Annotated in this window: 24 protein-coding genes; 7 read left to right on the top strand and 17 right to left on the bottom strand. The window is 60.4% G+C overall.

All coding sequences use genetic code 11. From position 1 onward, the window contains the following. The first annotated feature begins 7 nt into the window (after positions 1–7). Both Q1A20_RS16235 and Q1A20_RS16230 read left to right on the top strand, forming a co-directional pair. Entirely contained in the window at positions 8–772 is a 765-nt protein-coding gene (locus Q1A20_RS16235) for an ABC transporter ATP-binding protein (protein WP_298970943.1), read from the top strand. A gap of 12 nt (positions 773–784) precedes the next feature. Next, positions 785–1,540: an ABC transporter ATP-binding protein gene (locus tag Q1A20_RS16230; RefSeq protein ID WP_299917658.1), complete on the top strand. Its 756-nt coding sequence runs from the start codon at positions 785–787 to the stop codon at positions 1,538–1,540. 172 nt (positions 1,541–1,712) lie between these two features. Here the strand turns inward: Q1A20_RS16230 and Q1A20_RS16225 are convergent, their stop codons facing one another. Continuing rightward, positions 1,713–2,123, bottom strand: coding sequence for a hypothetical protein (locus Q1A20_RS16225; protein WP_299917656.1), 411 nt, complete (start codon positions 2,121–2,123; stop codon positions 1,713–1,715). A gap of 91 nt (positions 2,124–2,214) precedes the next feature. Then, the gene (locus tag Q1A20_RS16220; protein ID WP_299917684.1) at positions 2,215–3,726 is read right to left on the bottom strand and encodes a class I adenylate-forming enzyme family protein; all 1,512 of its coding nucleotides are present in this window, start codon (positions 3,724–3,726) and stop codon (positions 2,215–2,217) included. Positions 3,727–3,873: 147 nt separating this feature from the next. Between Q1A20_RS16220 and accB the strand changes: the two genes are divergently transcribed. From accB to aat, 3 genes are read left to right on the top strand one after another with little or no spacing between them, the layout of a single operon-like run. Further along, positions 3,874–4,368: an acetyl-CoA carboxylase biotin carboxyl carrier protein gene (gene accB, locus Q1A20_RS16215; protein WP_299503193.1), complete on the top strand. Its 495-nt coding sequence runs from the start codon at positions 3,874–3,876 to the stop codon at positions 4,366–4,368. A 12-nt stretch (positions 4,369–4,380) separates the two neighbouring features. Continuing rightward, positions 4,381–5,733 (top strand): acetyl-CoA carboxylase biotin carboxylase subunit, encoded by a 1,353-nt coding sequence (accC, locus tag Q1A20_RS16210; RefSeq protein WP_299917654.1) that lies wholly within the window; start codon positions 4,381–4,383, stop codon positions 5,731–5,733. Positions 5,734–5,745: 12 nt separating this feature from the next. Next, positions 5,746–6,378 carry a leucyl/phenylalanyl-tRNA--protein transferase gene (gene aat, locus Q1A20_RS16205; protein ID WP_299405297.1) on the top strand — a complete coding sequence of 211 codons (633 nt, stop codon included), beginning with the start codon at positions 5,746–5,748 and terminating at the stop codon, positions 6,376–6,378. Here the strand turns inward: aat and Q1A20_RS16200 are convergent. The 6 genes from Q1A20_RS16200 to Q1A20_RS16175 form a co-directional block, all read right to left on the bottom strand. Beyond that, on the bottom strand, positions 6,342–6,698 hold the full coding sequence (locus Q1A20_RS16200; protein WP_299405300.1) for a DUF2155 domain-containing protein: 357 nt from the start codon (positions 6,696–6,698) through the stop codon (positions 6,342–6,344). The genes aat and Q1A20_RS16200 overlap by 37 nt on opposite strands. Then, positions 6,695–7,141, bottom strand: a complete 447-nt coding sequence (mlaD, locus tag Q1A20_RS16195) for an outer membrane lipid asymmetry maintenance protein MlaD (protein ID WP_299405302.1) — start codon at positions 7,139–7,141, stop codon at positions 6,695–6,697. The genes Q1A20_RS16200 and mlaD overlap by 4 nt, the downstream gene beginning before the upstream one ends. Positions 7,142–7,149: 8 nt before the next feature. Then, the gene (locus Q1A20_RS16190; RefSeq protein ID WP_299405305.1) at positions 7,150–7,533 is read right to left on the bottom strand and encodes an NADH:ubiquinone oxidoreductase subunit NDUFA12; all 384 of its coding nucleotides are present in this window, start codon (positions 7,531–7,533) and stop codon (positions 7,150–7,152) included. Between the two features lie 92 nt (positions 7,534–7,625). Next, complete coding sequence (locus Q1A20_RS16185; protein WP_299405308.1) at positions 7,626–7,988, bottom strand: RidA family protein; 363 nt, start codon at positions 7,986–7,988, stop codon at positions 7,626–7,628. A gap of 158 nt (positions 7,989–8,146) precedes the next feature. Then, positions 8,147–9,412, bottom strand: coding sequence for an ATP-dependent Clp protease ATP-binding subunit ClpX (gene clpX, locus Q1A20_RS16180; protein ID WP_298970919.1), 1,266 nt, complete (start codon positions 9,410–9,412; stop codon positions 8,147–8,149). A gap of 138 nt (positions 9,413–9,550) precedes the next feature. Next, positions 9,551–10,180 carry an ATP-dependent Clp protease proteolytic subunit gene (locus Q1A20_RS16175; protein WP_298970916.1) on the bottom strand — a complete coding sequence of 210 codons (630 nt, stop codon included), beginning with the start codon at positions 10,178–10,180 and terminating at the stop codon, positions 9,551–9,553. A 113-nt stretch (positions 10,181–10,293) separates the two neighbouring features. On the opposite strand from Q1A20_RS16175, the gene Q1A20_RS16170 reads away from it, so the two are divergent. Both Q1A20_RS16170 and Q1A20_RS16165 read left to right on the top strand, forming a co-directional pair. Then, on the top strand, positions 10,294–11,535 hold the full coding sequence (locus tag Q1A20_RS16170) for an FAD-binding domain-containing protein (protein ID WP_298970912.1): 1,242 nt from the start codon (positions 10,294–10,296) through the stop codon (positions 11,533–11,535). Positions 11,536–11,694: 159 nt separating this feature from the next. Then, entirely contained in the window at positions 11,695–13,728 is a 2,034-nt protein-coding gene (locus Q1A20_RS16165) for a PhoX family phosphatase (RefSeq protein WP_299917650.1), read from the top strand. 129 nt (positions 13,729–13,857) lie between these two features. On the opposite strand, the gene Q1A20_RS16160 is transcribed toward Q1A20_RS16165, so the two are convergent. The 9 genes from Q1A20_RS16160 to Q1A20_RS16120 all read right to left on the bottom strand — a co-directional run bounded on the left by Q1A20_RS16160 (position 13,858) and on the right by Q1A20_RS16120 (position 22,573). Then, the gene (locus tag Q1A20_RS16160) at positions 13,858–14,256 is read right to left on the bottom strand and encodes a RidA family protein (protein ID WP_299405318.1); all 399 of its coding nucleotides are present in this window, start codon (positions 14,254–14,256) and stop codon (positions 13,858–13,860) included. Between the two features lie 28 nt (positions 14,257–14,284). Beyond that, on the bottom strand, positions 14,285–14,974 hold the full coding sequence (locus tag Q1A20_RS16155) for an ABC transporter ATP-binding protein (RefSeq protein ID WP_299405320.1): 690 nt from the start codon (positions 14,972–14,974) through the stop codon (positions 14,285–14,287). Then, positions 14,971–15,726: an ABC transporter ATP-binding protein gene (locus Q1A20_RS16150; RefSeq protein ID WP_299405323.1), complete on the bottom strand. Its 756-nt coding sequence runs from the start codon at positions 15,724–15,726 to the stop codon at positions 14,971–14,973. The genes Q1A20_RS16155 and Q1A20_RS16150 overlap by 4 nt, the downstream gene beginning before the upstream one ends. Then, a complete protein-coding gene (locus Q1A20_RS16145) occupies positions 15,719–16,702 on the bottom strand; it encodes a branched-chain amino acid ABC transporter permease (RefSeq protein WP_299405325.1) in 984 nt (327 codons plus the stop codon). The genes Q1A20_RS16150 and Q1A20_RS16145 overlap by 8 nt, the downstream gene beginning before the upstream one ends. Position 16,703: 1 nt before the next feature. After that, the gene (locus Q1A20_RS16140) at positions 16,704–17,621 is read right to left on the bottom strand and encodes a branched-chain amino acid ABC transporter permease (RefSeq protein WP_298970898.1); all 918 of its coding nucleotides are present in this window, start codon (positions 17,619–17,621) and stop codon (positions 16,704–16,706) included. A 98-nt stretch (positions 17,622–17,719) separates the two neighbouring features. Further along, complete coding sequence (locus tag Q1A20_RS16135) at positions 17,720–18,868, bottom strand: ABC transporter substrate-binding protein (protein ID WP_299405329.1); 1,149 nt, start codon at positions 18,866–18,868, stop codon at positions 17,720–17,722. A 76-nt stretch (positions 18,869–18,944) separates the two neighbouring features. Next, the gene (gene kynU / locus Q1A20_RS16130) at positions 18,945–20,135 is read right to left on the bottom strand and encodes a kynureninase (protein WP_299917645.1); all 1,191 of its coding nucleotides are present in this window, start codon (positions 20,133–20,135) and stop codon (positions 18,945–18,947) included. After that, positions 20,136–20,957 carry a tryptophan 2,3-dioxygenase family protein gene (locus tag Q1A20_RS16125; protein ID WP_299405334.1) on the bottom strand — a complete coding sequence of 274 codons (822 nt, stop codon included), beginning with the start codon at positions 20,955–20,957 and terminating at the stop codon, positions 20,136–20,138. Next, positions 20,954–22,573, bottom strand: coding sequence for an AMP-binding protein (locus Q1A20_RS16120; RefSeq protein ID WP_299405337.1), 1,620 nt, complete (start codon positions 22,571–22,573; stop codon positions 20,954–20,956). Before Q1A20_RS16120 ends, Q1A20_RS16125 begins: the two co-directional genes overlap by 4 nt. Positions 22,574–22,696 lie beyond the last annotated feature (123 nt).

Below are 22,696 nucleotides of genomic sequence, written 5' to 3'. Positions count from 1 at the left end.
ACGTCAGATGGGAATTCTTGAGGTTAAAAACGTCGGCAAACGCTTTGGCGGCCTACAAGCGCTGGGGGATGTGAACCTGAGCGTGGCGGAAAACTCCGTGCATGCAATCATCGGACCGAATGGGGCGGGCAAATCCACCCTGCTCAATTGTCTGGTCGGCAAGCTGATCCCGGACACCGGTTCGGTCATGTTCGATGGGCAATCGGTGCTGGGTCGCAAGCCCTATGAGATCAACCAGATGGGCATTTCCCGTGTCTTCCAGACGCCTGAGATCTTTTCCGATCTGTCGGTTATGGAAAACATGATGATCCCCTGCTTTGCCAAGCGCGACGGCGCATTTGAGCTGAACGCGATCAGCACCGTGGGCTCGCAGCGTGACATGATCGAAAAAGCCGAACATATGCTGGAAGACATGAACATGGCGGACAAGCGCGAGATGCACGCTGGCTCGCTGTCACGCGGTGACAAACGCCGCCTGGAAATCGGCATGTGCCTGAGCCAGGAACCGCGCCTGCTGCTGCTCGATGAACCCACTGCCGGTATGGCGCGGGCCGATACCAATAACACCATCGATCTGCTGAAGCAGATCAGCGACGAGCGTGACATCACCATTGCCATCATCGAACACGACATGCATGTGGTGTTTTCACTGGCTGAACGCATCACCGTTCTGGCGCAGGGCACCCCGTTGGTGGAGGACACACCCGACAACATCAAGGGCAACCCGAAGGTGCGCGAAGCGTATCTTGGCGAAACCCAGGACGCGGCATAAGGAGATACCGAGATGAATGTGAAACCCGATTTCTCCAAGAACGCAAATGTCGCGGCCACCGCGCCCGCCTTTCTTTCCGTCTGGGACATGCACGCCTATTACGGCGAAAGCTACATCGTGCAGGGCATCAGCTTTAACGTGCACGAGGGCGAAATCCTCGCCCTTCTAGGTCGGAACGGGGCGGGCAAGACCTCGACCCTGCGGGCCATCGCACGGCTGGCCGATCCGGAATTGAAACGGGGTGAAATCTGGCTCGATCACCAACCCCTGCACAGCATGTCGAGCTATCAGGCGAGCCAGGCAGGGCTTGGCCTTGTCCCGGAAGACCGCCGCATCATTGCCGGCCTGACCGTGGAGGAAAACCTGAAACTGGCGCAGATCGCGCCGCCGATTGGCTGGTCGCTGGAACGTGTCTATGACCTCTTCCCGCGCCTGCGCGAACGCCGCACGCAGGAAGGTGTGACACTCTCGGGGGGCGAACAGCAGATGCTGGCCATCGCCCGCGCACTTTGCCGGGACATCAAGGTGCTGCTGCTGGATGAACCCTACGAGGGTCTGGCCCCCGTGATCGTGGATGAGATCGAAAAGACGCTGCGGATCATCAAGGAGCAGGGCATCACCACCATCCTGGTGGAACAAAATGCCGTGCGCGCCCTGCAACTGGCCGACCGCGCCGTGATCCTGGACACCGGTGGCGTCGTCTTTGACGGCACGGCGGCGGAGGTTCTGGAAAACAAGGAATTGCGCGAAGAATACCTCGCCATTTGACGCGAACCGCGCAGGGGTCATGGCCACCGCTAAGGGATGGCGCGTACCATATGCAGGTGCGTGCCGATCCCGTGGTTTTCCGCAAGCATCGGTATGCGCGTTTCCAGCTCCACGACAAAGCCGAAGTGCCGGTAAAAACCTACGGCACTGTTCTGCGTAGCGACATCGAGCGTCAGCCACTGACAACCGGCCGCCGCCGCCGCTCGACAGAATCAGATAACAGCGCCTTGGCCAACCCATGCCCCTGCGCCGCACTTGTGACCGCTAGCTCCATGATATGGAATGCCCCCTCCCGCGGTGTCGGAAACAGCCGGTCTATCCAGATCAGATCGTCTCGCAAATGATCTGCCTCTGCGGCGCTCAGGACACTGAGTTGCAGCTGCATCGATTTCTCGAAATTGGTCTCGAGATCTCTGAGCGTGTACGCTGTAGAGAGCCCTAGCAGCTCATCCTCCTGCATCGTCACGGTCGTAAAGCGATGCGACAGCAAGGCCTGCGATGCGGGCCATTCCAACGTCAGAACCTGACGAAAAAGTCGTTTTTCAGAAAATAGAAAGCCCAAAGCGCCGGATCCGTGGACCATAGCAGATCGGCCAGGTGATCCACCGACACATCCGGTCTGACGTCTGTAAGGGGTAGGGTCATGACGCGGGGCGGACATGCTTGTCCCCGGTTCAGGCAGATGGCTCGGACAACATCGCGCGCAACTCGGTCTTGAGCACCTTACCGTAGTTATTCTTCGGCAGCGCCTCCAGCGGGATGTAGGCCTTGGGACGCTTGAACCGGGCGATGTGCTCGAGGCACAATTGGTCCAGCCGCGCGGGGTCAACATCGCCCACCACGAAGGCCACGACCTCTTCACCCCACTCGGGGTGCGCACGCCCCACCACCGACACCTCGCTGACCCCAGGGTTCAACAACAGCACCTCTTCGACCTCACGCGGGTAAGTGTTTGACCCGCCGGTGATGATCATATCCTTGGAGCGATCCCGCATCGTGACGTAGCCATCTGCGTCCATGAACCCCATGTCGCCGGTCATCAGCCAGCCGTTCACCAGCGTTTTGGCGGTGGCCGCGTCGTTTTGCCAATAGCCCAGCATGACCGTATCGCCACGCACCATGATCTCGCCATGGGTGCCGGTCGGAACCGGATTGCCCGCAGCGTCCCCGATGGCAACCTCGACGGCGGATTGCGCACGCCCGACCGACTGCAGACGGTCGCGCCAGCGCGGATGCGCGCGATCCGCCACATCCTGACGGGAGAGGGCGGTGATGCCCATTGGACACTCGCCCTGCCCGTAGATCTGCACGAAAACCGGCCCAAAACAGTCCAAAGCGTCAATGATATCGGCGGTGTACATCGGCCCGCCCGCATAAACGACCGTCCGCAACCCCGCGCCATCCCGCCCCGCCGCGCGCGCCACCTGCGTCATCCGTTGCACCATCGTGGGCGCGGCAAAGATCTGAACAGACCTGAAATGAGCAGCAAGGTGAAAGAGTTCGGCGGGATCAAACCCGCCCGACACAGGACAGACATGCCGCGCGCCGACCCGCACATGCAGCATATTGTAGATACCGGCGCCGTGGCTCATCGGGGCCGCGTAAATCGTGGCATCCTCCGCCCGGGGCGCGTCGGCATCAAGGCCGTAACACAGGCTCATCGCCGTCAGCATCCGGAACGTTATCATCACCCCCTTGGGCTTGCCCGTCGTGCCGGAGGTGTAGAAAAGCCAGGCGAGATCATCGGGGGCACGGGGGGTGATCGCGGTGGCGGGCGCATGGGTTTGCGCCGCGTCAAACGATGGGCCTGGGGCAACCGTGATCTCTCCTCGCGCCTCTGCCTGGTGCAGCGCCTCGGCCAATTCAGGCGAGGCAAAGACATGATCGGCACCGGCGTTTTCCAGGATATAGGCCGCCTCGCGCCCGTGCAGCTTTGCATTAATGGGGACAACTGCCGCGCCCGCACTCCAGATGCCGTAAAAGGCCACCAGGTATTCCGGGACATTCTTCATGAAGATCGCCACGCGGTCCCCGGGCATCACCCCCTGCGCGCGCAACCACCCCGCCACGGCCTGCGCGCGCGCCCAGAAGGTGGCATAATCCGCCACGCATTCTTCCCCCAGAAACAACGCGGACTTGTCTGGCGCGGTCAGCGCGGTGCGTTCCAGCCAATGCGCGAGATTCATCTTTACCTCCTCCTGTTCAGGGCAATCTACCGGGCTCGGCACGCCCTGCAAGAGGCGGGTTTTCATGGGCGAACCCTTCGCCTATAACGGGGACGCAGGAACAAGGGCCGAAATCAACAAGGCTCCCCCGAACGGTCGAGGACTTACATGACAAAAAAGAACCATGACGCTGATGTGGCCTTCATTCAGGCCCTGGCCGAATTGCTGCGTGAAAATGACCTGACAGAGCTTCAGGTCAAACGGGACTATGGCGCAGACGACAGCCTGAACGTTCGGGTCAGCCGCCACACCCAGCAGCAGGTTATGACGCAGGTGGCCGCACCACCTTCCCCCGCTCCAGCAGCGCCTGCAAGCCCCGCCGCCGCGGCGCCAGCCCCTGCCGCCAGCAGCGAAGATCCAGCCGATGACCCCGGCGCAGTGACCTCCCCGATGGTCGGAACCGTCTACATGCAGGCCGAACCGGGGGCAGATCCCTTCATCTCCGTCGGGGCCAGCGTGGCCGAAGGGGACACCCTGCTGATCGTCGAGGCGATGAAAACGATGAACCACATTCCTGCGCCGCGCGCTGGCACGGTCAAGCGCATCATCGTCGAGGATGGTGCCGCAGTTGAGTTTGGTACACCGCTTGTGATCCTTGAATAAGGGGCGCGCGCAATGTTCGAAAAAATCCTGATTGCCAACCGCGGCGAGATCGCCCTGCGCGTGGTGCGTGCCGCCCGCGAAATGGGCATTGCGACGGTGGCTGTTCACTCCACGGCGGACAGTGATGCGATGCATGTGCGCATGGCAGATGAAAGCGTCTGCATTGGTCCGCCTGCAGGCACCCAAAGCTATCTGTCTGTGCCCGCGATCATCTCCGCCTGTGAAATCACCGGCGCCGAAGCCATCCACCCCGGCTATGGTTTCCTGAGTGAGAACGCGGACTTCGTCCAGATCGTGGAAGATCACGATCTGACATTCATTGGTCCCACCGCCGAACACATTCGCATCATGGGCGACAAGATCACCGCAAAGGACACGATGAAAAAGCTGGGCGTGCCCTGCGTGCCCGGGTCCGATGGCGGCGTGGCCACGCTGGAAGACGCCAAGCGTATTGGCGAGGAATTCGGCTATCCGGTGATCATCAAGGCAACCGCTGGTGGCGGCGGACGCGGCATGAAAGTGGCGCAAAGCGCTGCTGAAATGGAAAAAGCCTTCATGACGGCGCGCGCCGAGGGCAAGAGCAATTTCGGCAATGACGAAGTCTACATCGAGAAATACCTGACCACCCCGCGCCACATCGAAATCCAGGTCTTTGGCGATGGCAAGGGCCGCGCGGTGCACCTGGGCGAGCGCGATTGTTCGTTGCAACGGCGCCACCAGAAGGTGTTTGAAGAGGCCCCCGGCCCTTCTATTTCGACAGAAGAACGCGCCGCCATCGGCAAGGTTTGTGCGGATGCCGTGGCGCGGATCAATTACACTGGCGCGGGCACCATCGAATTTCTTTATGAGAACGGCGAGTTCTATTTCATCGAGATGAACACCCGCCTGCAGGTGGAACACCCCGTGACCGAAGCCATCTTTGGCGTCGATCTTGTGCGCGAACAGATCCGCGTGGCCTCTGGCATGGAGATGTCGTTTCAGCAGGAGGATTTGCAGATCAACGGCCACGCCATCGAGGTGCGGATCAACGCGGAGAAACTGCCGAATTTCGCCCCCTGTCCGGGCCGGATCACACAATACCATGCGCCCGGCGGGTTAGGCGTTCGGATGGATTCCGCGCTCTATGACGGCTATTCGATTCCGCCCTATTACGACAGCCTGATCGGCAAGCTGATTGTGCACGGGCGCGACCGGCCCGAAGCCCTGGCGCGGTTGCACCGGGCCCTGGGCGAGCTGATTGTCGATGGCGTTGACACCACGGTGCCGCTGTTTCACGCCTTGCTTGCTGAGGATGATGTGCTGACGGGCAATTACAACATCCACTGGCTGGAGCATTGGTTGGAAACCAATCTCGGCGACGGCTGAGGCTTTGGCCTCATGCGACTGACCCCGGACATCTTGATGCAAGGCTATGCGACCGGGATTTTCCCCATGGCCGAACATCGAGACGACCCGGAGGTTTTCTGGGTGGATCCGCAGCGGCGCGGGGTCATGCCCCTGGATGGGTTTCACGTGTCTCGATCCCTGCGCCGCGCGATGCGCAAGACCTCGTTTGAGGTGAGTATCAATCAGGACTTTGCGGGCGTGGTCGACGCCTGCGCGGATCGCGCAGACACCTGGATCAACACCGAAATACGGCGCCTTTACATAGCCTTGCATCGAACGCGCCAGGCCCATTCACTCGAAATCTGGGACGCGTCGCAATTGGTTGGTGGTGTCTATGGTGTCACGCTTGGGGCGGCATTTTTTGGCGAAAGCATGTTTTCGCGACGCAGCAATGCGTCCAAAATTGCCCTCGCCTGTCTGGTTGACCGTTTACTGGATGGCGGGTTCCGGCTGTTTGACACGCAGTTTCTGACCGAACATCTCGCATCTTTGGGCGGGATCGAGATTAGCCGGGCGGCGTATCACAAGGCGCTCAATATTGCCTGCGATCTGCCAGCCGACTTTTCAGCGCCGCCTGTCAGGCCCCCTCAGGAGGTTGTGCAGCGCATCACCCAGAGATCGTAGCGCGCGTGGTCCATGGCGGACAGCGCAGGCGCAGAAGCCACCATCCAGCCAGAAAAGACCGTCTCGCCCCTTCCCGTATCCACAACTTGCAGACCGGCAAAGGCATCACCGGATGGGTTACCGACGGGATAGCGGCAGGAATTCAGTGTAATGCGCAGCTGGTCAAATACCGCGGTCTGTCCGGATTTCATTTCAATATCATAGACTTGGCCGCTGATCTTATCGAGACCGCGCAGGACAACACCATCCGCCTCGCTGACCTGCTGTGCCGATGCCGCGCTTGCGACAACCGCGATCGCAAGAGCGAGCCGCAGGATCATTCAGACGATCCGCTCACGAATTTCAGCAGCAATGAGACCAGGCTGACCGCCCCTTGCGTATCGGTGATGGTGTCGCCCGCCTCGAAAAAGAACGGTGACCCGCCCGGCACGATCTCCACGAAATTGCCACCCAAAAGTCCTTCGGATGAGATCACAATGGCACTGTCATCCGGGATTTCGATGCCCTGCAGCACCTCCACCGTCGTGTCGGCGCGGTAGGTTTCTGGGTTCAGGTCAACCGCCGCAACGGAGCCCACACGTACACCTGCGAGTCGCACATCCGTGCCGACGCTTACGCCTTCAAGGCTGCGAAAGCTGGCCTCCAACGGGTAGCTGGTGCCACCGCTGCCGAAGTCCGAGACCTGACCTGCATAAACGACAAAGGCGATAGCAGCAGCGAGCACGCCCGCGCCAACGATGACTTCGGTAGTATTTTCAGACATTTGGCAACTTACTCCGGCGACCAGGCCTCATAATCACTGCGCGGCGCAGGATCAGAGCGACGAATGGATCCCTTGGGGGCATAGGCAAGTGCGGTACCGGTCAGGTTTTCCTGATGCGGTTTTTCCCAAGGCTTGTGTGACAGGGGCGCGTCGGTTGGGGCGGCATCCCAGGTATGGTGCAACCAGCCGTGCCAATCTGGGTCGATCCGGCTGGCTTCCGCCTCGCCATTGTAGATCACCCAGCGGCGCGACTTGTCTTTGTTTTCGTAGAAAACATTTCCCTGACTGTCCTCGCCGACCTTGACACCGTTGCGCCATGTCCAAAGCTGCGTGTTCAACGTCTGGCCATTCCACCACGTGACTGCGCGCAGAACAGATGTCAGAATTCCCATGAAATGCCTCCGGTCGCACTGTTGCTCCACATATGCCGGATTGCGTCGGAAACGTCCAGTTGGATGCGCGGCATATGGCGGTTTTCGCCCCGTTATTCCGGTAGCAAAGCGGTGACCTCGATTTCGATGCGGTCCTCGGGCGTAATCAACCCGCATTCGATCATTGTCGCCACAGGCGGGTTCTCTCCAAACGCCTCGCGCAGCATCGGCCAACACGCGGGAAATTCGGCACGGTCGGGCAGCATATAGGTCACCCGCACGACATGGGCAAAGTCAGTGCCCGCCTCTGCCAGCGCCTTGCCGATAATTTCGAGCGCAGAGCGGCATTGCTCGACCGCGGTGGTGCCATGGCCGACCGTGCCCGCAACATGCACCCATCCACCCGCGACAACGGCCCGGCAATAGCCAAGTTTTGGTTCGAACTCTCCGCCGGAAGAAATGCGTTTTATCGCCATGACGACTCCTTTGTGTTTCTGTTTCACTGTTGGGGCAGCCGACGCCGAGCGGCTTATGCGCACCGCCCTTACGGTGCGGCGTCTTATGCTCAAAGCCCGCCCTCAATCAAAAAGGCAGGCCCAAAGACCTGCCTAGATGATTTTCGATGCGTTTTGCGCTACCCGGCGCTTGCGGGCTCTTTTTCCGTATCCGCGTGGATCATCAAAGGAGAGGCTTCGGAGACAACCGCTTCTTCGTTCACGACAACCTCGGTCACGCTTTCCAGACCCGGCAGATCGAACATCGTGTCGAGCAGGATGTCCTCCAGAATGGAGCGCAGCCCGCGAGCCCCGGTCTTCCGTTCAATCGCACGTTTGGCAATCGCCGACAGCGCGTCATCGGTGAAGGTCAATTGCGTGTCTTCAAGCTCAAACAGACGCTGGTACTGCTTGACCAACGCGTTCTTTGGCTGCGTCAGGATGGTTACCAGCGCATCCTCGTCGAGATCCTCCAGCGTCGCCAGAACCGGCAGACGCCCGACAAATTCAGGGATCAGACCAAACTTGAGCAGGTCTTCCGGCTCCAGATCAGTGAAAATTTCGCCCACGCCACGTTCATCATTGTCGCGCACATCCGCGCCGAAACCCATGGCCGACCCTTTGCCACGTGAGGCGATGATCTTGTCGAGGCCAGCAAAGGCACCGCCACAGATGAAGAGGATGTTCGTCGTGTCTACCTGCAGGAATTCCTGCTGCGGATGCTTGCGCCCACCTTGCGGCGGCACGCTTGCCACGGTGCCTTCCATCAGTTTCAGCAGCGCCTGTTGCACGCCTTCGCCTGACACATCGCGTGTGATCGACGGGTTTTCCGATTTGCGCGTGATCTTGTCGACCTCATCGATATAGACGATGCCGCGCTGCGCGCGTTCCACGTTATATTCCGAGGACTGCAGGAGCTTGAGGATGATGTTCTCCACGTCCTCCCCCACATAGCCCGCTTCGGTCAACGTGGTGGCATCTGCCATGGTGAAGGGCACATCCAGAATCCGCGCCAGCGTCTGCGCCAGCAGCGTCTTGCCACAACCGGTCGGCCCGATCAGCAGGATGTTGGATTTGGCCAGTTCAATGTCGCCACCCTTCTGGGCGTGATTGAGGCGCTTGTAATGGTTGTGAACCGCGACAGACAGCACCCGTTTCGCCATGGCCTGACCAATCACATAATCGTCCAGCACGTCGCAGATGTCCTTGGGCGTCGGCACCCCATCGGTTGCCTTGAGCCCAGAGGCCTTGGTCTCCTCACGGATAATGTCCATGCAGAGCTCAACACATTCATCGCAAATGAAAACTGTCGGTCCGGCGATCAGCTTTCGTACCTCGTGCTGGCTCTTGCCACAAAAGCTGCAATACAGGGTGTTCTTGCTGTCGCCTGTCGAATTCGTCGCCATGTCAACCCTTTCAGGTCTTGCTAATCAACTAATACACCCCTCGGCAGGAGCGTTTCGATACTCTTTTGCCAGCTTAAGCCAGCGCTGACAGGTCCACAATCGCTAATTGGTAAACTGACTGTGCGTCCTGCGCGAGCTTTAGCTGTCTTCGTCCCCTTTGCCACGGCTCTCGACGATCTCGTCGATCAGGCCCCACTTCTTGGCCTCATCCGGCGACATGAAGTTGTCACGCTCCAACGCTTCTTCAACCTTTTTAAGGGTTTGACCGGTGTGCTTCACGTAAATCTCATTGAGGCGCGTCTTCAGCTTCTGCGTCTCCTGCGCGTGGATCATGATGTCGGTTGCCTGCCCCTGATAGCCGCCAGAGGGCTGGTGCACCATCACGCGGCTGTTCGGCAGAGAAAATCGCATACCGGCCTCACCTGCTGTCAAAAGCAGCGATCCCATGGACGCGGCCTGCCCGATGACCAGCGTGGAGACCTTCGGCTTGATGTATTGCATCGTGTCGTAGATCGACAGACCGGAGGTCACGACACCACCCGGGCTGTTGATGTACATGGAGATTTCCTTGCTCGGATTCTCCGCCTCCAGATGCAACAGCTGCGCCACGATCAGCGACGACATCCCATCGTGCACCGGACCAGAGAGGAAGATGATCCGCTCCTTCAACAGACGCGAAAAAATATCATAGGCGCGTTCGCCCCGGCTGGTCTGCTCAACAACCATTGGGACAAGGGTATTCATATAGGTATCGATGGGATCGTTCATGTGGGATGCCTGTTCATTGGTGTTCGCGCAGACCATACTCCGCGAACCGTTACGCAAAGCTTAGTATCGGCAATCGGGGGCTGCAAGGGGGGCCGTTTCAATCTTAGACATTCATGTTGAAGTGGCTGCCTGCCGCGTTAGATGCCCCCGATATGAATGCGCTTGAGATCTTTGTACCAACCCGCACGGCGGCGCGGGAACGGCTTGCACGGTTTCTGCCGGATGCGGGCCGCAACTATGCCGCGCGGCGCAACTATGACCTGGGTCCGGGGGCACACGCTGGTGTCTCCACCCTGTCGCCCTATCTGCGGTGCCGGCTGATCACTGAAGCAGAGGTGTTGGAGGCTGTTCTGGCGCGCCATTCCCTGACCGCTGCCGAAAAATTCGTGCAGGAAGTCTTTTGGCGCACCTATTGGAAGGGTTGGCTGGAGCTCAGGCCGGGGGTCTGGCAGCAGTATCAGCAGGCGTTACACCGGGATATCGACGACCTGCAAACGCAGGCCGGGTTGCGAGACCGTTGGGAAGCCGCCTGCACGGGCAAAACCGGGATCGATTGTTTCGACCATTGGGCGCAGGAACTGGCGCAAACGGGGTATCTGCACAACCACGCCCGCATGTGGTTTGCCTCGATCTGGGTGTTCACGCTGCAATTGCCCTGGACGCTGGGCGCGGATTTCTTTTTGCGGCATCTGTTGGATGGCGATCCCGCGTCCAACACGCTCAGCTGGCGCTGGGTGACGGGCCAACAGACCCTCGGCAAAACCTATCTGGCCCGCGCCAGCAACATCGAAAAATACACCGAAGGACGGTTCCGGCCGCAGGGCTTGGCAGATGCCGCCGACGCGATGTCGCCACCCCCGCTGCTCCCCATACGCGCCCTGCCCGCAGTGCAGTCACCGGACCCAAAACTTAAAACGGGGCTGCTGCTGCAGGATGACGATCTGAGCCCGGGGTTTCTCCTTGATCAGATCACCCCCAGCTGCACTGCCACCCTGTCGCTCCCCAATGGGATCAGCCCGCTGCTGCCCGCACCGCATGTGGCGGCCTTCCGCGATGCCGCGGCCGAGGATGCCTGCGCGCGGTGGTCCGGCAGGTTGGGCAGCCCCGCCGAAACGGTCAGATCGGTCGCCGATATTCTGGCCTGGGCACAGCGGCAAAACCTGCGCCAAATTGTCACCGCCTATGCGCCCGTCGGGCCGGTTGCCGAGACGCTGCAGCAACTGCAGGAACACCCCGACGCGCCGCCGCTTATCCCCTTGCGGCGCGCCTATGATGAAGCCGCCTGGCCCTTGGCAACAAAGGGTTTTTTCCCTTTCAAGAAGCATATCCCCGACCTGATCAGCCAGTTGATTTGATTTCTCGCGTGAGTTGCAGCTACACTGGTGTCGGGAGATCCCAATAAAACCAGTCTGATTAGTCATATCGGCGTTACATGCGTCGGGCACATCAGATTTATGAGGCGTGGCGCAATTAAGCGACCGCGCCATTTACAACGCCACCGACAGAGGAAGCACATGAACCGTAAAGATATCATCAATAACCCAAGCATCGGAAACAAAGCAGAAGCCTATGAGGCTTTTGACGATATCCCCACAAACCCGAATCTGAGCCGCACCATTGGTGACGTGATCAACAGCCGCTACGGACGCCGCGACATGCTCAAGGGCATGCTGGGTGTGACAGCGACGACCGCGCTCTTCGGGACCTCCGCCATGATCGCGCCAAAACAGGCAGTGGCAGGCGGACATGCAAAAGGCCGGTATAATTTTGATGAACTGACCTGGGGCAACGACGAAAAGCACCACATCGCCGAAGGCTATAACGCCGACATCCTGCTGCGCTGGGGCGACCCGATCACGGCTGACGCGCCGGAATTCGACGTGATGAACCAGACCGTGGACGCGCAGTTGAAACAGTTCGGCTACAACAACGACTACGTGGGCTTCACCGCACTGAACGACGAAGGCACCCGCGGCCTCTTGTGCGTGAACCACGAGTACACCAACGAAGAAGTCATGTTCCCCGGCCTTGGCCGTCAGGACCGTGACGGGTTCACCGGCATGACCAAGGAGTTGGTGGACATCGAGATGGCCGCCCATGGTGGCACCGTGGTGGAAATCGCCCAAGGAGACGATGGCAAATGGGCGCTGGTGCGCGACAGCCAGTACAACCGCCGGATCACGCCCCTGAACACCGAGATGACCATCGACGGCCCCGCCGCCGGGCATGACCGGATGAAGACCAACGCCGACCCCGACGGCATGACTGTGATCGGCACCGTGAACAACTGTGCGGGCGGCATGACGCCCTGGGGCACCTACCTGATGGCGGAGGAAAACTTTCACGGCTACTTCTGGACCGATGTGGTCGATGCTGAAGGCAAGCCCGACGTTTCCGGCCAGGCCGAAGCCACCAGTATGAAGCGCTACGGCGTGCCCGGTGGCTGGTACGCCTGGGGCAAATTCCACGATCGCTGGAACATCGACAAGGAACCAAATGAGCCCAACCGCTGGGGCTGGATTGTCGAGGTCGACCCGCGCGACCCGTTGGCTGCGCCGATCAAGCACACGGCACTGGGTCGCTTCCGCCACGAAGGGGCGGAAACCACCATCTCCTCCAGCGGCAAATTGGTGATCTACTCGGGCGACGACAACCGCTTTGACTACCAGTACAAATATGTCTCTGGTGGCACGGTCACGGATGAGAACAGCGTCTTTGGCAGCCCACTTATGTCCGATGGTATACTTTACGTAGCGCGCTTTGACGAGGATGGCACGGTGGCATGGTTGCCGCTGGTGCACGGTGAAGGACCGCTTACGGCGGAGAATGGCTTCAACAGTCAGGCCGACGTGATGATCGACACCCGCATCGCCGCCGATCTGCTGGGCGCCACCCCGATGGACCGCCCCGAGGATGCCAACCCCGGACCAAACGGTACCGCCTACATCATGCTGACCAACAACACCAAGCGTCAGCCGGATCAGGTCAACGCCGCCAACCCGCGGCCTGAATCGTCCTTCGGTCACATCATCGAGATCAAGGAAGATGGCGGCGACCACGCGGCCACCAGCGGCACCTGGTCGATCCTGGTGAAGTGCGGTGATCCGACCATCGAAGAGGTCGGCGCGCAGTGGAACCCGGAAACCTCAGAGAACGGCTGGTTCGGTTCGCCCGACAACTGCGCCATCGATGCGGACGGTCGGTTGTGGATTTCGACCGATCAGGGCTCCAGCTGGGGCAAGACCGGCAAATCGGATGGTCTCTATGCGCTGGAAACCGAGGGCGACCTGCGCGGGCACTCCAAGCTCTTCTTCCGCTGCCCGGTCGGCGGTGAGCTTTGCGGTCCCTATTTCCATGATAGCGGCGAGACGCTGTTCCTCGCGGTTCAGCACCCCGGCACCGATGGGACCAAGGACTTCGCCGGGTTCGAACGCAGCTCAACTTTTGAAGACCCGGCAACACGCTGGCCGGACTTTGATCCAGCGATGCCACCCCGGCCGTCGGTTGTGGTGGTCACCAAACAAGGTGGCGGCAAAATCGCCATCTAAGCTATTGTTAAAGCTATTTTAAAACCATCAGGCCCCGCATCCCCCCGCGGGGCCTTTTTTCTGCTTCAATCTGTCAGGTAATCCGTTGAAAATCGCTATCCACGTGAGAAATACGGTACAAAGTCAGGCCTATTGCGTAATTTCGGCAGTGGCCTCGATTTCAACCCGTGCGGCATCTTCCACCAGTTCTGAGACCACAACCATCGTCATGGCCGGGAAATGCCGCCCCAATACATCACGGTAGGCGGTGCCCACCTCCGCCTGATGCGCCAGATATTCTTTCTTGTCGGTCACGTACCACGTCAGCCGGGTGATATCCGCTGGCGTCCCACCCGCCGCTTCGACAACCGCACGGATGTTCTGCAAAGCCTGCCGCATCTGACCGATGAAATCATGCGCCTCAAAAACTTGATCCGCGGTCCAACCGATCTGCCCGCCGACATAGAGCGTCCCACCGCGCGTCAGAACGCCGTTGGCATAGCCCTTTGCGGGCTTCCAGCCTTGCGGATGAATGATCTGATGAGACATGTGCTTTCCTCTCCCAAATTGCCATGGGTCAAACGCCAAGATATTGATCCGCGACCGCTGCGGTGACCTCTGACATCGCCCCCGACCAGACGCTGGTGCCCCGTTCCAGAATGACCGCCTTGTCAGCGACCCGGCGCAGTTCCGCGAGCGATTTATCCACGACCAGGATGGCCATGCCGGTTTCCGATTTCAGCCGATGCACCGCCGCCCAGATCTCCTGCCGGACCACCGGCGCCAGGCCTTCGGTCGCCTCGTCCAGCAGCAGCAGGCGCGGGTTGGTCATTAGGGCGCGACCGATGGCCAGCATCTGCTGTTCACCGCCCGAAAGCGAGGCCGCGGATTGATCCTTGCGTTCCTGCAGGCGCGGAAAAAGGCGCGCAACTGCGGCAAAATCCCAATGCCCCGGGCGTGCTGCGGCAATCAGGTTTTCATACACCGTCAGGTTGGGGAAACAGCGCCGCCCTTCGGGCACCAGACCAAGCCCTGCGCGCGCCGCTTTGTGGGGCGGCAGGGCGGCGATGTCCTGACCATCAAACGCAACGCGCCCCCCGGAATGTTTCAGCAGGCGGCAAATCACCTTGATGGTGGAGGATTTACCCATGCCGTTGCGCCCCATGAGCGCGCAAACCTCACCTTCCTCCAATGTCAGACTAACGCCAAAAAGCGCCTGGCTGGGGCCATAAAATGCCGCGATATTGTCCAGCGTAAGAAAGCTCATAGCGCCTCCTCCTCGCCCAGATAGGCCTCGCGCACGTCCCGGTTGGCTTTGATCTGCTCCGCGGTCCCCGTGGCGATGACCTTGCCATAGACCAGCACGGAAATGCGGTCCGCCAGGGCAAAAACCGCGTCCATGTCATGCTCCACCAGCAGGATCGGCGCTTCGCGGCGCAAATCGTCGAGGAAGGTGGTGAGCCCCTTGGACCCTTCGGCCCCAAGACCGGCCATCGGCTCATCCATCAAAAACACCCGCGGTTTCAGCGTCAGCGCTACCGCCACCTCGAGCAACCGGCGTTGACCATGGCTGAGCTCTGCCGTGCGCGAGCCCGCATGATCCGCCAGCCCGACCCGCTCCAGCGCCGCCATCGCCGCGGCGCGCAATTCAGGGCTTTTCATCACGGGGGAAAAGAACCGCCAGATGGTGCCACGCTGCCCCAGCGCGCCCAGCACCGCATTTTGCAGAACCGTGAATTCCATGGCGAGTGAGGATATCTGAAACGTTCGCCCCAGCCCGGCGCGCGAGCGCGCAACGGTCGTGAGCTTTGTCACGTTTTGCCCAGCAAACCAGACCTCCCCCGCGTCAGAGGGCAGACCGCCCGCAATCTGCTTGATCAGGGTCGATTTCCCGGCACCATTCGGCCCAATCAGCGCGTGGATTTCACCTGGGCGCAGCGTCAGGGACACGTCATCGGTGGCCACCAGCGCGCCGAACGACTTGGTCAATCCTCGGATGTCCAGCAGCGGCTCAGTCATGGGCAACCTCGCGGCCTGCCAGCGATCCGATCATGCCGCCGCGCGCGAAAAGCACCACCAACAGCAGCAAGATGCCGAGATAGACGTGCCAGAAATCCGACAGCCCGCCCAGCACATGTTCGAGCAGGATAAAGAGCGCGGCCCCCGCCACCGGGCCATAAAGCCGCCCGACGCCGCCGAGGATCACGAAAATCATGATCTCACCGGACATTTGCCAACTGAACATCGTCGGGCTGACAAACCGGTTGAGATCGGCAAAGAGCGCGCCCGCCAGCGCCGTGATTGCACCCGAGATGACAAAGGCCAGCAGGCGCAGCCGGTAAGGCGACAGACCAACGGTTTCGACACGCACCGCGTTTTGGCGTGCTGCCGACAGGGCAAGCCCAAAGGCGGAGGCCGCCAGACGCCCGGCGGCAAGGAGCGTTACGGCGAGGATCACGAAGGCGATGGCGAAGAACTGGATAGGGTCCAGCGTATTGAGCCCCGGAAACCCGTTGCGCACATAGATGGAGAGCCCGTCCTCCCCCCCATAAGCCGGCCAGCTGATCGCGAAGTAATAGAGCATCTGCCCAAACGCGAGGGTGATCATGATGAAATAGACCCCGGAGGTGCGCAGGGAGAGCGCCCCAATGGCTAGGGCCGCAAGCGCACCCGCGATCACCGCCACCAGCCAGATTATTGGCATCGCGTTGGTGCCCTCGATGAGGAACGGGACCTCCATCAGCGGCGTGTAGGTTTGCGCGTGATGCGCGAGAATGCCCATGGCGTAACCGCCGATGCCGAAAAATGCGGCGTGGCCGAGGCTGACAAGACCACCGAGCCCCAGCGCAATATTGAGACCAACACCCGCCAGCGCCAGTATGGCCACTTTGGTCGCCAGCGTGATGATGAAGGGTTCATCCAGCATCCAGGCCGCGCCAGCGGTTAGCGGCAGCATCGCGAAAAGGGCGGTGTTGATCAGGCTCTCACGGGTCATGTCAGGCGGTTCCATAGAGGCCGGTAGGGCGGAACAACAGCACACCCGCCATCAGAATGTAGATCGACATCGACGCCAGCGACGACCCCACGGCGGTGGCCGCAGAGGGCTCCATGAAGGTGGCAAAAAAGCCGGGCAGCAGCACGCCCCCCAAGGTATCCGTCAGACCGACCAGAAGCGCACCAACCAGCGCACCCTTGATCGACCCGATCCCACCGATGACAATCACCACAAAGGCGAGGATCAGCACCGGTTCGCCCATGCCCACCTGCACCGACTGGATGGCCCCAACCAGGGCCCCCGCGAGCCCGGCCAGCCCGGCCCCCAGCGCAAAGACAATGGTGTAGAGTTTGGAGATATCGACCCCAAGGGCCGCAATCATCTCGCGGTCACTCTCCCCCGCTCTGATCTGGATGCCAATGCGGGTTTTGGCGATGAGCTGAAAGAGACCAAAGGCGATCAGCAGCCCGATGGCGATGATCAGCAACCGGTAGGCGGGATACTGGATGCCACCGGGCAGCATCACCGGACCGGACAAGGCCGCCGGAATGTCCAGAAACAGCGGGAAGGAGCCGAAAACCCAGCGTGTGCCTTCGGAAAAGATCAGAATAAGCGCAAAGGTGGCCAGCACCTGATCCAGGTGGTCGCGGTCGTAAAGACGCCGGATCACCACCAGCTCAACCAGCGCCCCGGCAGCGGCGGCCGCGGCCAAACTGGCGATGATGGCCAGTAAAAACGATCCGGTCGCTCCCGCAACCGCTGCTGCCGCAAAGGCCCCGATCATGTAGAGCGACCCATGCGCCAGATTGATCAATCCCATCACCCCGAAGATCAGCGTAAGACCCGCCGCCATCAAGAACAGCATCACGCCAAACTGCAGACCGTTCAGGACCTGTTCAATGAGCAGAATCGTGGACATGGGACAAAGGCTCCGGCGGCGCGGCGACTGGGCTGCGCATCAGGGGGGTGTTGCGGGAAGGATGCTGCCCCGAAAGCCTTTCCGGAGCAGCGGTCAGATCAGTATGTGCACTCGGATGCGTAGGCATCCGCGTGATCGGTGAGGCTGGCTGATATAATCTTGTTGGTGAAGACGTCCCCTTCCTTGATCACTTCACGCACATAGAAGTTCTGCACCGGGTGCTGGTTGGAGCCGAATTTGAAATCCCCGCGCACGGAATCGAATTCAGCCTCGGCCAGTGCGGCGCGGAAAGCGTCCGTGTCGGAGACATCGGCCTTGGCCATCGCGCTCAAAAGCAGATTAGCGGTATCGAACCCCTGGCTGGCATAGAGCGACGGCAGGCGCCCGTATTCGGCCTGGAACGCTTCGACAAAGGCCTTGTTTGCCGCGTTATCCAGGTCCTTGTTCCACTGGCTGGTGTTCTTCACCCCCAGCGCTGCATCGCCAACCGCTTGCAGAATGCCCTGATCAAAGCTGAAGGCGGGGCCTACAACCGGCAGGTCGACACCCGATCCAGCGTATTGTTTCAAAAAGGAAATCCCCATCCCGCCGGGCAGGAAGAAAAAGACACTATCGGCACCTGACGCGCGGATTTGCGCAATCTCGGCAGCATAGTCGGTCTGGCCCAGCTTGGTGTAGATCTCGCCCGCAAGCGCGCCATCGTACATGCGTTTGTAGCCAGTCAGCGCGTCCTGTCCCGCCGGATAATTCGGCGCAAGGATAAAGGAGTTTTGGTATCCCGCTTCCTTGGCATAGGCACCCGCCGCCTCGTGCAGATTGTCGTTCTGCCAGGCGACGTTGAAGTATAGCGGATGACAGCCCTTGCCGGCCAAGGCCGACGGGCCCGCATTTGGGGACAGGTAGAATTTACCCTGCGCCGTCGCTGCCGGAACCACCGCCATGGCCAGGTTGGACCAGATGATACCGGTCATCACATCGACTTTTTCGGATTGGATCATCTTGTCGGCCAGTTGCACCGCAATCTCCGGCTTGCGCTGATCATCTTCGATCACGACCTCAAGATTGTCATTTCCGGCCATCTTGGCGGCCAGCATGAAGCCGTCCCGCACATCGATGCCAAGGCCCGCGCCGCCGCCCGACAGGGTGGTGATCATGCCGACCTTGACCTTGCCGCCGTGTCCATCTGCCAGCCCGGTGCTTGCCAAGGCGGCAAGCCCGGCAGCCAGAACCAATGATCGTAATTTCATCTCGTATCTCCCGTGTTGATAAAGGCGCTTTTGGCCTTTTGGTTTTTGCCGGGCATGACGCCCGGAAGGTGTGTCATCAAGTTACCTTGTTGCGTGTCTTGTACTTTGGATCATCCCAAAGCTTTTCGTCCATCACTTTGACAATACGGTCAACGGCGGTGCTGACGTCTGCCGCATCCAGATAGAGCGGCGTGAAGCCAAAGCGCATGATATCGGGCGCGCGGAAATCGCCAATCACATCCAAGTGGATCAACGCCTGCATCGCGGCATAGCCCTGCGCGAAATGGAACGACACCTGACTGCCGCGCGCTTCTGGATCGCGTGGACTGGCCAGCGTGAGCGTAGGCACACGTGCCTCAACCTCCGCGATGAACTGTTCCTGCAAGGCAATCGAGGCGGCGCGCAGATCGTGCATGTCGACGTCTTCCCAGAGGCGCATCGCGGCCTCCAGCGCCGTCATCTGCATCACCGGCGGTGTGCCAACGCGCATCCGTTCAATCCCCGCCCCGGGCTTGTAATTCAAGACAAAGTCAAAGGGGGCCTGATGGCCCAACCAGCCGCTGAGCGCAGGCTCAATCCGATCCGCCAGATCGGGCCGCACGTAGATGAAGGCCGGTGCCCCCGGCCCGCCGTTGAGGTATTTGTAGGTGCATCCCACGGCCATCTCCGCCTGCGAAGCGGTCAGATCGACCGGAATCGCCCCCGCCGAGTGCGCCAGATCCCACAGCATCACCGCGCCCTTGTCATGGGCGGCTTGCGTGATGGCGTTCATGTCGTGCATGCGCCCGGTCCGGTAATCGACCTGTGTCAGCATCACCACCGCCACCTCATCGGTGATCGCGTCCGCGACCTCCTCCGGCGCAACCGTCCGCAGCACATAGCCCTGCCCCAGCGTATTGATCAGCCCTTCGACCATATAAAGGTCGGTGGGGAAGTTGCCGGTGTCGGACAGGATCACCCTGCGTCCGGGGTTCAGCTTGAGGCCTGCAGCGACCGCCTGATAGACCTTGATCGACAGGGTATCGCCCATCACGACGGACTGTGGTGGCGCGCCGATCAGACGGCCCACCATGTCGCCAACCCGCGAGGGCTGTTCCATCCAGCCCGCCGCATTCCACCCCTTGATCAGCAGGTGACCCCATTCCGCTTCCAGCATCTGCGAGAGATGATCCGGCATCATTTTCGGCATCGGACCCAGTGAATTGCCATCCAGATAGATCATGCCCTCCGGCAGGGCAAAGGCCTCTTTTCGCAAAATACTTACCACCTACAAGGCCCCTCTCACGTGCCAAAGCTCCGGAAACAGTTCAACTTCCAGCATTTTGCGCAGATAGCCAACACCTGACGTGCCGCCCGTGCCGCGTTTGAAGCCAATGATCCGCTCCACCGTGGTGACATGATTGAAGCGCCAGCGCCGGAAGTAGTCTTCCAGATCGACCAGCTTTTCGGCCAACTCATAAATCTCCCAATGCGTCTCCGGGTGCTCATACACCTGTTGCCACAGGTTTTGGATGCGGTCCTGCGGGTGCCATGCGGTCTGCCCGACCGGGCCTGCCAGATCCGGCACCTGCATGCGGTGGCCCAGCAGATCAAGCGCCACCTGATAGAGCGAGGGCTGCGCCAGTTCCGCTTCCAACGCCGCCGTGGCTGCGGGCTTATGGGCGTGAAGCTGCATCAGTTTCGCATTGCGATTGCCGAGGATAAATTCGATCAGCCGGTATTGATGCGACTGAAACCCGGAGGAATTGCCCAGGCTGGGCCGAAACGCGGTGTATTCGCTTGGCGTCATCGTGCGCAAAACATCCCAGGCCCCGTTGAGCTGCTCAAATATCCGCGCCACCCGCGACAGCATCTTGAACGCCGGTCGCAGATTGCCGGACCGGATGGAGACCCGCGCCGCGTTCAATTCATGAATCGCCAGCCGCATCCAGAGCTCTGACGTCTGGTGCTGCACGATAAACAACATCTCATCATGCGCCTCAGACAGCGGGTGCTGCGCATCCAAAATCGGATCGAGGCGCAGGTAGTCGCCATAGGACATGTCGCTGGCGAAATCCATCTTTGTCCCGTCGGATGGGTTGTCGGTCATTGTTGGCCTCTCAGGGCAAAACGCTGGATTTTCCCAGTCGCGGTTTTGGGCAGCGCATCGATGAATTGAATGTCACGCGGGTATTTGTAGGGCGCGATTTTTGCTTTCACGTGATCCTGCAAGTCCTTGATCAGGCGATCATTTTCAGACTTCTTGTCGCTCAGAACGATATAGGCCTGGACAATATGGCCCCGCGTGTCATCCGGCAGGCCGACGACGGCGCATTCGGCCACAGCGGGGTGCGACAGCAGCGCGGCCTCAACCTCCGGACCGGCAATATTGTAGCCCGACGATATGATCATATCGTCGTTGCGCGCGGCGAAATGCAGATAGCCATCCTCGTCCATCGCAAAGCTGTCACCGGTGATGTTCCAGCCGTCCTTGACATAGGCCGCCTGCCGATCATCGGCGAGATACCGACACCCGGTGGGGCCGCGCACTGCCAGCCACCCGACCGTGCCGCGGAGAACCTCCCTGCCCTCCATGTCGATGATTTTAGCCTCATATCCGCGCACGGGCTTGCCGGTACAGGCGGCCTTGTGATCATCGAAACGATTGGAAATGAAGATATGCAGCAATTCGGTAGCACCAATCCCGTCCAACATTGGCTTGCCCGTCTTTTCCTGCCAGTCATGGTAGACGGGCGCAGGCAGGGTTTCGCCCGCTGAGACTGCTGCGCGCAGACTGCTGAGATCAGCGCCCTCCGCCATCGCCGCGAGCATGGCGCGGTAAGCGGTGGGGGCCGTAAAACAGACCGTTGCGCGATATTTTTCAATGATTTCAATCATATTGGGCGGTGACGCCGTTTCCAACAGCGTGGCCGCCGCGCCAAAGCGCAGCGGGAATATCGCCAAACCGCCCAGCCCAAAGGTAAAGGCCAGCGGCGGCGAGCCGACAAAGATATCCTCAGGCACCACCCCCAGAACCTCGCGCGCGTAGCCATCGGCGATGATCAGCAGATCGCGGTGAAAATGCATGGTGGCCTTAGGATCACCGGTTGTGCCGGAGGTAAACCCCAGCAGCGCCACATCATCCTGCGCGGTGGGAACGGCCTCGAACTGCACGGGCTTCTCCAACGCGAGCCGGTCAAGCTCCGCATCATGGTTGGAGGTCCCGTCAAACCCCACCACCGATTTCAGAAACCCGCTCGCCTTGGCGCAGGCGGTCATTTCATCCATCAGACGGGTGTCGCACAGCGCATGGCTGATCTCGGCCTTGTCGACAATGGCCGAAAGCTCACCCGCGCGCAGCATCGGCATCGTGTTCACCACAACCGCGCCCGCTTTGGTCGCCGCCAGCCAACAGGCCACCATGGCCGGGTTATTGGCAGAGCGGATGAGGACGCGGTTGCCGGGCTTCAACCCGAGATTATCCACCAGCGCATGAGCCAGCCGATTGGTCCAATCGCTCAATTCCTTATAGGTCCGCCTGCGCCCGTTTCCGATCAGCGCGGTGTTGTCGCCGAAGCCGCGCTCGACCATCGCATCGGTGAGCTCAACGGCGGCGTTGAGCTGGTCGGGATAGTCGAATCCGTCCAGCAGGAGATCAGGCCAGGTGCCCTCAGGTGGGAGGTTATCACGGGCGAATGTGTCGCTATGGGCGGAAGGCCTCAGCATCAGAGCATCCCCTCCGCCACCATCGGGTTGCTGAGCTCTGGTGGCAACATCAAGGCTCTGAGCGCGGCCAACAGCAACAAAGCCCCTGCGGGAATTAATGAAATGCGGGCTGCGCACCATTCC

It is taken from the genome of uncultured Roseobacter sp., assembly GCF_947501835.1.
In the GTDB taxonomy this organism is placed as follows: Bacteria; Pseudomonadota; Alphaproteobacteria; order Rhodobacterales; family Rhodobacteraceae; genus Roseobacter.
Note: the sequence above shows the minus strand (reverse complement) of the source record. Positions and strands in the feature narration are given on the sequence as shown.

Excerpts from the sequence above, each read along its gene's own strand:
- Q1A20_RS16220 (WP_299917684.1), bottom strand. The coding sequence starts at position 3,726 with ATGAATCTCGCGCATTGGCTGGAACGCACCGCGCTGACCGCGCCAGAC.
- mlaD (WP_299405302.1), bottom strand. The coding sequence starts at position 7,141 with ATGTCTGAAAATACTACCGAAGTCATCGTTGGCGCGGGCGTGCTCGCT.
- aat (WP_299405297.1), top strand. The coding sequence starts at position 5,746 with ATGCGACTGACCCCGGACATCTTGATGCAAGGCTATGCGACCGGGATT.
- accB (WP_299503193.1), top strand. The coding sequence starts at position 3,874 with ATGACAAAAAAGAACCATGACGCTGATGTGGCCTTCATTCAGGCCCTG.
- Q1A20_RS16200 (WP_299405300.1), bottom strand. The coding sequence starts at position 6,698 with ATGATCCTGCGGCTCGCTCTTGCGATCGCGGTTGTCGCAAGCGCGGCA.
- Q1A20_RS16135 (WP_299405329.1), bottom strand. The coding sequence starts at position 18,868 with ATGAAATTACGATCATTGGTTCTGGCTGCCGGGCTTGCCGCCTTGGCA.
- Q1A20_RS16150 (WP_299405323.1), bottom strand. The coding sequence starts at position 15,726 with ATGACTGAGCCGCTGCTGGACATCCGAGGATTGACCAAGTCGTTCGGC.
- Q1A20_RS16125 (WP_299405334.1), bottom strand. The coding sequence starts at position 20,957 with ATGACCGACAACCCATCCGACGGGACAAAGATGGATTTCGCCAGCGAC.
- Q1A20_RS16140 (WP_298970898.1), bottom strand. The coding sequence starts at position 17,621 with ATGTCCACGATTCTGCTCATTGAACAGGTCCTGAACGGTCTGCAGTTT.
- Q1A20_RS16185 (WP_299405308.1), bottom strand. The coding sequence starts at position 7,988 with ATGGCGATAAAACGCATTTCTTCCGGCGGAGAGTTCGAACCAAAACTT.
- Q1A20_RS16170 (WP_298970912.1), top strand. The coding sequence starts at position 10,294 with ATGTTGAAGTGGCTGCCTGCCGCGTTAGATGCCCCCGATATGAATGCG.
- Q1A20_RS16190 (WP_299405305.1), bottom strand. The coding sequence starts at position 7,533 with ATGGGAATTCTGACATCTGTTCTGCGCGCAGTCACGTGGTGGAATGGC.
- Q1A20_RS16120 (WP_299405337.1), bottom strand. The coding sequence starts at position 22,573 with ATGCTGAGGCCTTCCGCCCATAGCGACACATTCGCCCGTGATAACCTC.
- Q1A20_RS16235 (WP_298970943.1), top strand. The coding sequence starts at position 8 with ATGGGAATTCTTGAGGTTAAAAACGTCGGCAAACGCTTTGGCGGCCTA.
- Q1A20_RS16155 (WP_299405320.1), bottom strand. The coding sequence starts at position 14,974 with ATGAGCTTTCTTACGCTGGACAATATCGCGGCATTTTATGGCCCCAGC.
- Q1A20_RS16165 (WP_299917650.1), top strand. The coding sequence starts at position 11,695 with ATGAACCGTAAAGATATCATCAATAACCCAAGCATCGGAAACAAAGCA.
- Q1A20_RS16225 (WP_299917656.1), bottom strand. The coding sequence starts at position 2,123 with ATGGTCCACGGATCCGGCGCTTTGGGCTTTCTATTTTCTGAAAAACGA.
- Q1A20_RS16230 (WP_299917658.1), top strand. The coding sequence starts at position 785 with ATGAATGTGAAACCCGATTTCTCCAAGAACGCAAATGTCGCGGCCACC.
- Q1A20_RS16175 (WP_298970916.1), bottom strand. The coding sequence starts at position 10,180 with ATGAACGATCCCATCGATACCTATATGAATACCCTTGTCCCAATGGTT.
- Q1A20_RS16145 (WP_299405325.1), bottom strand. The coding sequence starts at position 16,702 with ATGACCCGTGAGAGCCTGATCAACACCGCCCTTTTCGCGATGCTGCCG.
- Q1A20_RS16160 (WP_299405318.1), bottom strand. The coding sequence starts at position 14,256 with ATGTCTCATCAGATCATTCATCCGCAAGGCTGGAAGCCCGCAAAGGGC.
- accC (WP_299917654.1), top strand. The coding sequence starts at position 4,381 with ATGTTCGAAAAAATCCTGATTGCCAACCGCGGCGAGATCGCCCTGCGC.
- clpX (WP_298970919.1), bottom strand. The coding sequence starts at position 9,412 with ATGGCGACGAATTCGACAGGCGACAGCAAGAACACCCTGTATTGCAGC.